General features: G+C 48.5%; 9 protein-coding genes and 1 pseudogene. All 10 read right to left on the bottom strand.

What is annotated here, in order from left to right:
• Positions 1-136: 136 nt before the first annotated feature.
• Complete coding sequence (locus DD606_RS22670; protein ID WP_023314292.1) at positions 137-577, bottom strand: DcrB-related protein; 441 nt, start codon at positions 575-577, stop codon at positions 137-139.
• A gap of 208 nt (positions 578-785) precedes the next feature.
• Positions 786-1,304 (bottom strand): hypothetical protein, encoded by a 519-nt coding sequence (locus DD606_RS22665; RefSeq protein ID WP_058652322.1) that lies wholly within the window; start codon positions 1,302-1,304, stop codon positions 786-788.
• The gene (locus DD606_RS22660; protein ID WP_129259179.1) at positions 1,294-3,876 is read right to left on the bottom strand and encodes a type VI secretion system Vgr family protein; all 2,583 of its coding nucleotides are present in this window, start codon (positions 3,874-3,876) and stop codon (positions 1,294-1,296) included. The genes DD606_RS22665 and DD606_RS22660 overlap by 11 nt, the downstream gene beginning before the upstream one ends.
• A gap of 159 nt (positions 3,877-4,035) precedes the next feature.
• Complete coding sequence (gene tri1, locus DD606_RS22655; RefSeq protein ID WP_129259177.1) at positions 4,036-5,136, bottom strand: ADP-ribosylarginine hydrolase Tri1; 1,101 nt, start codon at positions 5,134-5,136, stop codon at positions 4,036-4,038.
• Between the two features lie 38 nt (positions 5,137-5,174).
• The gene (locus tag DD606_RS22650; protein WP_247606632.1) at positions 5,175-5,546 is read right to left on the bottom strand and encodes an immunity protein Tsi6 family protein; all 372 of its coding nucleotides are present in this window, start codon (positions 5,544-5,546) and stop codon (positions 5,175-5,177) included.
• Between the two features lie 89 nt (positions 5,547-5,635).
• Positions 5,636-5,944 (bottom strand): annotated as a pseudogene (locus DD606_RS22645) (ADP-ribosylglycohydrolase family protein); the annotation flags it as partial.
• 78 nt (positions 5,945-6,022) lie between these two features.
• Positions 6,023-7,096 (bottom strand): hypothetical protein, encoded by a 1,074-nt coding sequence (locus tag DD606_RS22640; protein WP_045895848.1) that lies wholly within the window; start codon positions 7,094-7,096, stop codon positions 6,023-6,025.
• Positions 7,097-7,118: 22 nt separating this feature from the next.
• A complete protein-coding gene (locus DD606_RS22635) occupies positions 7,119-7,553 on the bottom strand; it encodes a hypothetical protein (RefSeq protein ID WP_022651399.1) in 435 nt (144 codons plus the stop codon).
• A gap of 24 nt (positions 7,554-7,577) precedes the next feature.
• Positions 7,578-8,633, bottom strand: a complete 1,056-nt coding sequence (locus tag DD606_RS22630) for a PAAR domain-containing protein (protein WP_049125430.1) — start codon at positions 8,631-8,633, stop codon at positions 7,578-7,580.
• A 22-nt stretch (positions 8,634-8,655) separates the two neighbouring features.
• Positions 8,656-9,374: type VI secretion system Vgr family protein (locus DD606_RS22625; RefSeq protein ID WP_219824224.1), on the bottom strand; the 719-nt coding region annotated here is incomplete at its 5' end.

Below are 9,374 nucleotides of genomic sequence, written 5' to 3'. Positions count from 1 at the left end.
CGGTCGCTGCCGCGCCCACCGCCGCGCCAATCACCGCATAGGCAGCGCCTTCCGCCACAATGCTGGTAATATCAGCAAAAATGCTGGAGTGAATAATCTCGTCGCCCTTACGGGCCGCGTTGTTATCGCTCATGCCTTACACATTCCGGTTGTCGTTTAGCGTCAGACTCTGCTTCAGTGCGCTCCAGCGCGCCTCGTCCTCTTCCGTAAAGGCTTTTAAGGCCGAGAGGGTAAAAATCATCAGTACCGGTTTGCCCGGCGTCTGCACGGCCAGCTGTTTTTGCCACAGGCGCTGGCCGTTACGGTCAAAGGTGGTCTCAACTTCCAGTCCGCTAATGTTTCCGTCTGGCCCGGCTTTTACGTGCTGAAATTCGCTCTGGGCGATCTCCCCCATCTGAGGGCGCAGGACTTCCCACTGACGGTGGAACTCTTGTTCGTAATCGCTACCATCCGGGATAACGCCGCGGCTGACTACCACGGACAGCCCGCTTTCGTCATCGCGAATGATGTTCATGCTGTTGTCCTGCCAGGCGGCAGGAAAAAGGGTAAAGGAACCTTCCTGGAGGGTGTATTTCATAAGTGAACTCGGGATGATTTATTAGAAAAATAAAATTAAAAGCGCTAAAATTTATACCGCCAATATTAATTACTGCTTAGCGACTCAGAGAAATATGATCATTAGAACGTTAGCACTTTCTTTTTTTCCGCAAAAACTTTAGGGGCAGCGATATTATTAGCCGTTTGATAATTATCTTCTTTCACAGCCCGTAAAATTGCCTCGCAACTTATTGTTCGTAGCGTGACATAACTACCCTGCCCAGGCATTCCTGATTCAGAACTGGAAAGCTAAATGCCCATGCCAGCCCGCGTTCATCGGTAGGGGTGCGATATCCAACTGATTGTCCCGGCGTGTTTCCGCGAGGGATATTAGACAATTTCAGATCCGGAAAATGAGATTTGACTTGATCAAGAGTAATACATGGTTGATTAACTACGAAAGAAACCAAAGATACGCTGTTATCACCATTTCCCCATAAACGAACATCCACATTACTGATCCGTGTGCCATCAGTTAACGTAAAGGGAGCTGAAGTATAACGGTCTTCTTTCTCCTGTGTATTATTAATCAGCGGTTGGTTAAACAGTTTACTGACATCCTCAACTTGTTTACCCCACACTGATTTCATTTCTTTAATCATTTGCCACAACGAATCTTGATTCATTTTATTATGCCCTGCATAGGTAAATATTGAAAATAGTGGAAGAACAATGAGGAATGTAGCTTTAATAATCCTACTTTCCATAGAATCCTCCATAGTAATCATTATAATTTAGATTAGTCCCTGAGGCTATTTCGCCTTTACCATACACTTTTCCTATTGCTTTGGCTGCATCAATGCGAGATAACTCACCACTTACCATTTTATCATAGGCAGAATTATATGCTTTTAGGTTTTCGGCACTTCCCGCTATATCAATATCAATACCGCCGTTTGCAAGGATCTCGCGTTGTATTTTAATGTTATTCAGCGTTGCTCCACCTTCATCCATAAGCTGGCTGTTGATGAAGCTTTCCTTACTCGAAGAATCTACCGCAACAGGATAAGTTGCATGCCCTGCCTCATGTGCCAGAGTTTGCACCGTTGTGGCTGTATCTTCCATGTGTTCAGGGTCCATGACAATCAATTTGTTATTCGTATCAGCGTAACTCCCCCCTCCTGCTGCTCCCGGCTGAATAGCCCACCCTTTATCTTTTAGATCTTTTAATTGTGTCTGAAGCGTTGGTGACTTATTGATTTCCTTAACTACATCTTCACTGAAGGGCATCACATCAGAGTTGTAGGAATTATTTTGATAGACGTAACTCCCTTTTAATGGTGGCGCTGATGCAAATTTTGTTGTTGGTTTTGGTCTGGTTGCTGCTGGCGCTGAAGCTGCGGGAGCCGGATTCTTAGCACTTTTATTCGGAGAAAACTTCTCCTGCACCGCCGCATCAATATCCCCTTTATGCCCCGATCCCGGCGCCGTTGTGCCCGGCTTGGTGCCCGACGTATTCAGATGCAGCTTACCGCCTGTGGTGATATACCCATCCCCTTCCACAAAGAAGTTAAACTCTTTGCCGATCAGGTTAATTTTGCCGTTAGCGTTAAGCTCAATAGCACTCTCGCCCGAGACCAGCCGCAGCTTCGTCCCGGAAGCAATGACGTACTGCTCCACCGCTGCATCCAGCTTGCCTTTACCCGTAAGGATCTCGGTTCCGCCTTTCACGGCCTGGATCTGATTAGCCTCCACGCGATGCAGCTCATTTTTCTTCACGTAATGGCTGCGCGCGCCGCCAACGGTGTGCGTTTCATCATTTTTAACGCTGGTGTCCATGTTGCGCTCGGCCTGGATCCACACCTGCTCTGCGCCCGCCTTGTCCTCAAAGCGCAGGGCGTTGGCGTTGTCCACGGAACCGTCTTTTGTCCGGCTCATAAAGCCCATCTGCGTCGCCGCAGCCGGCAGCGCCCACGGCGGCATGCTCGCGTCGTTGTACACGCGACCAGTAATGATCGGACGGTCCGGGTCGCCGTTGATAAAGTCCACCACCACCTCATCGCCGACGCGCGGGATTTGCACCCCGCCGTAGCCCTGGCCCGCCCAGGCGCTCGACACGCGCACCCAGCAGGAGCTGGTGTCATCGCCCTTCGCCAGACGGTCCCAGTGGAACTTCACCTTCACGCGGCCGTATTTGTCCGTCCAGATACTCTCGCCCTGCGGCCCGACCACTTTCGCCGTCTGCGGGCCGTAGGTGCGCGGCCACGCCGTGCTCTGCGCCGGACGGTACGACACTGACGCCGGGATAACGGTGAAATCGGTGCGGTGAATGGTTTCCCCCTCGCCGCTCGCGTAGCGGTTCTCCTCGAAATGGTAGCCCGCCGCCGTGACCAGATACTCCCCGTTATCGCTGAAGAACGGGGCGTTGGTCAGTGTAAAGATGTGGCCCGGCGCAATGCCCGCCGCCGTGGCCGTCGCCTGAATCTGCTGATGCTCCACCTGCCAGCGTTCCTGACGGATGCGGGCGTAGAATTCCGCATGGCCCGTCTCCACAAAGCGCCCCGGCCAGTCGTACACGTCGATGCTGCCCGGTTTCGGTGACGCCGGGTTCTGCTGGGCCTGGAACAGCCACGCGTTCGGCTTGCGGAAGTCATAGTCATCGAGGCTGTAAATCCCCGGCGTCACGCTGTCCTCCAGCGCCCACTGGCTGATGCCCTCTTCATCCGTACTGCCGCCGGACGGCGTCTGGTGGTAAGGAATGACCTCATAGCCGCTGAAAGGCTGGTGCTGGGTGGCGGCGTCGGTGAGCACCAGGGTGTGTTTGTCGGCCTCGTGGCGGAAGTAGTACGCAATCCCCTCCAGCTCCATCAGGCGGCTGATGAAGTCCAGGCTCGACTCCTGATACTGCACGCAGTAGTCCCACACCCGGTAGCTGCCGGTGAGTTTATCCTCAACGTTAACCTGATGCTCAGCCAGCAGGGTTTTGACAATCTGCGGTACCGTCTGGCCCTGGAAGATACGCAGGTTACGGTCGCGCTTCATCGGCCACAGGTCCGGCTCCACCGTCAGCTGGTACACCGCATAGCGGGTGCCCGTCAGCTCCACGGCGCTCACCGCCACGCGCGTCACCTTGCCGTTGATATAGCGGGGGGTAAGCAGGTTCTGCGTGGGGATGGTCACCGTGACCGGCTGGCCCAGCAGCCTGCTGCGGTCAATGCGCGCGTCTGTGCCGAGAAGGGTCAGCGTCAGCGCGAACGACTCGGACATCGCCTCGCGGCCGGAGAGTTTCCAGAAGAGCAGCCCCTCCACCGGGAGCTGGACGGTAATTCGGTTGAGCATAATCTTTATTCCACTATGGACGAATCTCAGTGCCAGAAGTTAACTCATCTCAGTATGCAAAGCGGAAACGCCGTTGATGTGATAATGAGTAGCTGTAAGATTGACTTCGCTTGCCACAAAATAAAACTACTTTTCCTGTAGTTTCATTGAGATAAACAGTTATAAGAAAGTGTCTTCGGGGGCTCTATCGAACAATTCACCAGCCATTTTGGCGATACGTTCATGTTGTACAAGATTGTTTTTCCACTCCTGCGGAATACCGGAATAACCATATAATGCTCCAGCTATTTGTCCCGCCGTCGCCGCAACGCTGTCAGCATCATCGGCAAGGTTGGCTGCCAGCAGAATGGCATCACGGAAATTATCCGTATTCCATACGGACCACATCGCGGCTTCAAGCGTATCGATAACATAACCACTTGAACGAATCTGATCGCGAGTTTTTTGCTTATATTCACCCGCGTTGATAATCATTACGCGTGGCTGAAGCGGCATAACGTGCGGAGAAAAAACAAAATCTTTATTGCTACCGTTAATCATATGCACAAGCAAATAACTTAAATACTGCGTGCTATTGATTGCTTCCGCTGCACCGTGTGTTGCGATACATTGTTTTTTAGCTTCATTAAACGCTTTGCTTAATGACTTTCTAAAAAAAATAGAGACAGGGGCTTGTCTGATAATGGAAGCATTACCCGCAGTTTCTGGAGCAGTATTGCCGCTCCATCCTGGGCCAATTGTTAAATATTGCTCTAAAGCAAATCGCGTTGTATTACCTATATCAAAACAGACGCCATTTGAACTGTTATAACCATGCTGATACCATTCCAGAAGCTTATTCCTGAAACATATAGTATCAGCATCGCCTTTCTCAAGAAGCGTTTCCGCAAGACATAATGCCATGGATGTATCATCCGTCCATTCGCCTGCACGAAGTTGAAATGGCCCACCTCCTGTCATATCTTTGACGTATGCTCTGTCACGAGGCAAAAATTCGAGCGTCGTACCTACAGCATCTCCAACAGCAAGACCAATAAGCGTACCTACCGCACGATCCCGTGATTGCGCTAGTGAGATATTACATGGTGGTGGTAAATCCCATTGTTTTTGTACATCACTATTTGAGGATGACTCTAATGGCTTATTATCATAAGTATACTGCATCCTTCGCTGGACTGAAGGTCTGCTAATGGGTAAGTATTTACGATATCTATCAACATATTTTAACAAGGCATTTAAATCAGCATGTAAGTCAATCACCTTTCACCCATAATAAAAAATATTATTCATATGAAATACTAAAATTCATCAGGGAATTTCTTCATGAGGTTTTGTTTCTTTTTATTATAGTTGGTATCGACCTCATGCGGCAGCCTAACCTTTAACCCTCGGCGGATTTGATCCACAATAAACCAGGCATCTGACAACCTTTCAAAAAACAACTCATCAGAATGATCAAACTCCTTCCCTGCATACATACCGAACGTCATATCCCATAATTTCGCTCTATCCTTTTCCTTGCCTTCGATTAAATCCCGTAGAAATAATAATTGTTGTACAATAGAGTCGTACATTTGCAAAAGCGGGGGTTGGGGATCACGATTCTTGACGTCTGCATATCTTTTCTGTGCTAAAGTTAATGCTCTATCAACGTAACCAAACATTGTCATTTCATTCATTGCAGTAGATTCAGTTAACTAAAAATTCCATACCTGATCGCAAGTCATCATATGCCCTCGCTTACCCTTGGTAATTCTAACTATAAAAAATTATCCTCAGGTGCTCTATCGAATAGTTTACCCGCCATTGTGGCAATACGTTCGTGTTGTACGAGTTTATCTTTCCAGTCCTGCGGGATAGCGGAATAACCATACAACGCCCCCGCTATTTGTCCCGCCGTCGCCGCAACGCTGTCAGCATCATCGGCAAGGTTAGCTGCCAGTAGAATGGCATCGCGGAAATTATCCGTATTCCATACGGACCACATCGCGGCCTCAAGCGTATCAATAACGTAACCACTTGAACGAATCTGGTCGCGAGTTTTTTGCTTATACTCACCCGCGTTTATGCTCATGTTTCTGTGCAACAAAAATAAAACCACATTTCTATGGTTTTATTTAGATGGCCATGAATTAACTTTGTCAGCTCATCGTTTTTCTATGCGAAACGTAGAAAGAATAATTTCCATACATCGTTTATTGGTTTCGTAATAATAATCCCGATGATTACGATGGGGCCCAACCACCTCAACGTAACACCATAAATCATTAATTTTGAAGATACGCATGTCGTAATAAGCCCTGATATTCTCAGCAGCGCTGACAACCTCTCCAGTACAGCTATAAAGATCGCCTGTAAACGTGAGATTGATATCATTTGGAATGCTGGCAATGTCCGACGTCGCAAGAGAGACCGCACTATCGTGACGGTTAAAACGCGCAGTTGCTACTTCGAAAATAGCCTGCGCAGAAGGATAATCAGTCTGACGGAAAAGACAGAAATTAATCACTCCATGGTTGACATTACCTAACGTGTGTTCAATTACCAGACGATTATCATCCAGTGTACTCACCTGCCATGAATCCGGAATTTTAAATCCATTGTCATTTTTGTTGCTAAGGCTAACTGTTTTCAACAGTTCTGAAAGCATCATATTGCTGCGATGCATTAAATCCCAGTTGATAGCAATCAGGAAAATAGTATCGGCGATCGAGTTGTAATCCTTAGAACCACAAGCCGTTTTCAAAAGGAAGTAATTACCTCCACCATTTACAGGATTATAATCCTTTTGCACCGTATACCGTGAAACGACCTCATCACCCGATGGCATCTTTTTAATGGACAGGATATCCGCAAATTTCCCACTTCCTGAAGGATGCGTAATTATCCTCTGGCTCAGTACTTTCTCGCCCATTAAGTCGAGCTTATTGATAAGCCAGTCTGACGCATTCATCTCCCACTGGCAGTGTTCATACGCAGCCCAGACTTCAATATAGGGGCCGGTGTCATCGGCGATGTATCGTCCAATATTCGTCAGTCCAACCTCCTGAAACGTGACCGGTTTTAACTCTGCTGGCTTAACATTCTGTGGTAACAGTAGCCAGTAATGGAACATCTCTTTTTCTCCGGAGGTATAGAGACATTTCCAGAATTTTTCCCGAATCTCTTTTTCCTGATCCTTCATCTCGAGAGGAAAAAGATATTTTTTTTCAGTAACCATAATGCAACCTCACTCGTCGCGCTTACTTAAGCCATAAACCCGAAAACATAAGGAAGCTTCCGAGGGTAATTAAGCTTTTAGCAAAGATAAGTAAGCCAGGCGCCACGGCACGTGTCATAGACGATAATTTTTCATAATTTTCTGCGTTGTATCTTTTGTGCCCCCCCATAATCCCGGAAAATAACGTGCACAGCAGGACTACTGTGACCTTTAATCCCCAGACGCACAGGAAAGACATGGATAAGATGATCGAATAATGTTTGGCCGTTGCGACGGAAAATAATGACATTGACTGAGCAAGCCATTTCAACGTAAAGCCAATGACGACTGTAGCCACTAGCACCAGAACGAACATCAACCCAGCCAGGAGCCATTGTTTTTTGTTAAATAAATCTTTTCCATTCCAGATTAGCGCTAGCGTCCAAATCATAAAGAGAATAAAGAAAAACCAATGCATTACAACGTTCCCCATTTACACATTTTAATCTCCTACCAGGACTGTAACACAGCCCGTCTTAATCACACCATCGCCACTGCCCGCCGCTGGAGAAGGCTTGCTCTCATCATCGTCATAAATCCAGTCAAGGATCGGTTTGAGAGCCAATTTGATACTGGCATCCCCTCCCAGACCAAGCGCCACTGCAAGCTCACCTGATACCTTGAGGTTAAACGAATAATCTGTACTATCAATCCAGGTTCCCACGCCAGCAGAAGCGCCAGCGCTCCCTGCACTCCCTGAAAGTTTGCCATCGGCAACGACTACGCCATAAAAATCGGCTTTAGCCGTCGCTTCTCCTTTGACCGCCGCTGCTTCTGCGCCAAGTTCCACATTAAAACCATAACGTCCTTTATTACCGTCGTACATTTCACTGACAGCCTTCGCTTCAGCGGTTGCCAGATACACGTCCCCACCAACCCCGCCGTATTGCTCCCCTTCTTTTCCAATGCTACCCGAGGCGCCATATTGTATCGCGGTAGCGTTAGCATTGAGGTTGATAGCCCCGTAATCGGCCCTATCTGTCACTAACGTGCCGCTGGCATTCGCCACCCCTACTTTTGTACGAACCTCGCCTTTATATTTATCCTGGCTTTTTGTATTCCCGACCGTGATATCGGCAAGCGCGAATCCGGCTGAAGCCGTATCGGGTTTTCCAAAGCCGGATTTATCTTCAAGACTTGCATAGGCGCCGAGCACCCGGGCGTCGTAAACATCACCATGTATAGCACCATCTTTACCCGCACCCTTCGCCGCCGTTCCTCCCCAATATTGCGGAGGTGCAGGTTGAGTGGTTGCGACCGCAGGGGTCGCTGAAGTATTGCAACCCGTCTTGTCGCCTTCCCTGGCGAGAGGTAAACCGTTCACAAAGACCGTTGTTGAACCGCTGAGAATACTTCCCTGACCATGTTGAGAACATGAAAGCGGGTCGCCTTTTCGTGCCGCCGGAAATCCGCCAATAATTACGTTGGGACTTCCGCTTTGAATTGGGCCAGTATGTGCGCTGGAATCAATGCGCGCTCTGGCGGCTGGTTTTCCCATAATAGCGTTCTCTGTACGCAGATTAACTGTTAACTTTTACAATCGCGCCCTTAATATCGGTAAGGTTAGTTCCCGTTATACTCACCGTATCATTTGCCTTGAGCTCGGTATTGATCCCATCACCCAGTTTTGTAAGCTCTTCACCTTTGAAGATGGCTTGTTCCACAGCCTCTGCTTTGAGGTTGCCTTGGCCTACGTGAATCTCAATGGTATCCGGGGCGATCAGAATATAGTTGTCTTTAACTTTTAGTTTAATCGTGGTCACAGATTCCAGCAGCGCGTTACCTTCTTTATCCATGGTCAAGACGGTTTGATCTTTCCCAACGTTTATAACGTGCTTGTTACCAATATTATGCGTTTCATTATTACCTACATCTGATTTCTGGTTCCGCTTAATCGTTATATTCTCATCCTGTCCGATGGTTTTTCTACGATCGACACCGACATCATGAGTTTCAGAATTTTCTATATCCGTATCCATATTTTTTTCTGCATGGATCCAGATCTGCTCGTGCCCGGCTTTATCTTCAAAACGGAGAATATTGGCATTGTCTTTATGGCCATCTTTGCTGCGGCTATAAAAGCCCATCTGCGTCGCCGCGGCCGGCAGCGCCCACGGCGGCATGCTCGCGTCGTTGTACACGCGCCCGGTAATGATCGGACGGTCCGGGTCGCCGTTGATAAAGTCCACCACCACCTCATCACCGACGCGCGGGATCTGCACCCCGCCGTAGCCCTGGC

The organism is Enterobacter cloacae complex sp. GF14B (assembly GCF_004136805.1).
In the GTDB taxonomy this organism is placed as follows: Bacteria; Pseudomonadota; Gammaproteobacteria; order Enterobacterales; family Enterobacteriaceae; genus Enterobacter; species Enterobacter hormaechei_C.
The sequence above is the reverse complement of the archived record's forward strand: the minus strand, read 5'-3'. Positions and strand labels throughout refer to the sequence as shown.

Bases quoted from the DNA above. Each gene is read 5' to 3' on its own strand.
- DD606_RS22670 (WP_023314292.1), bottom strand. From the start codon at position 577: ATGAAATACACCCTCCAGGAAGGTTCCTTTACCCTTTTTCCTGCCGCC.
- DD606_RS22665 (WP_058652322.1), bottom strand. From the start codon at position 1,304: ATGGAAAGTAGGATTATTAAAGCTACATTCCTCATTGTTCTTCCACTA.
- DD606_RS22660 (WP_129259179.1), bottom strand. From the start codon at position 3,876: ATGCTCAACCGAATTACCGTCCAGCTCCCGGTGGAGGGGCTGCTCTTC.
- DD606_RS22650 (WP_247606632.1), bottom strand. From the start codon at position 5,546: ATGACAATGTTTGGTTACGTTGATAGAGCATTAACTTTAGCACAGAAA.
- DD606_RS22640 (WP_045895848.1), bottom strand. From the start codon at position 7,096: ATGGTTACTGAAAAAAAATATCTTTTTCCTCTCGAGATGAAGGATCAG.
- DD606_RS22635 (WP_022651399.1), bottom strand. From the start codon at position 7,553: ATGCATTGGTTTTTCTTTATTCTCTTTATGATTTGGACGCTAGCGCTA.
- DD606_RS22630 (WP_049125430.1), bottom strand. From the start codon at position 8,633: ATGGGAAAACCAGCCGCCAGAGCGCGCATTGATTCCAGCGCACATACT.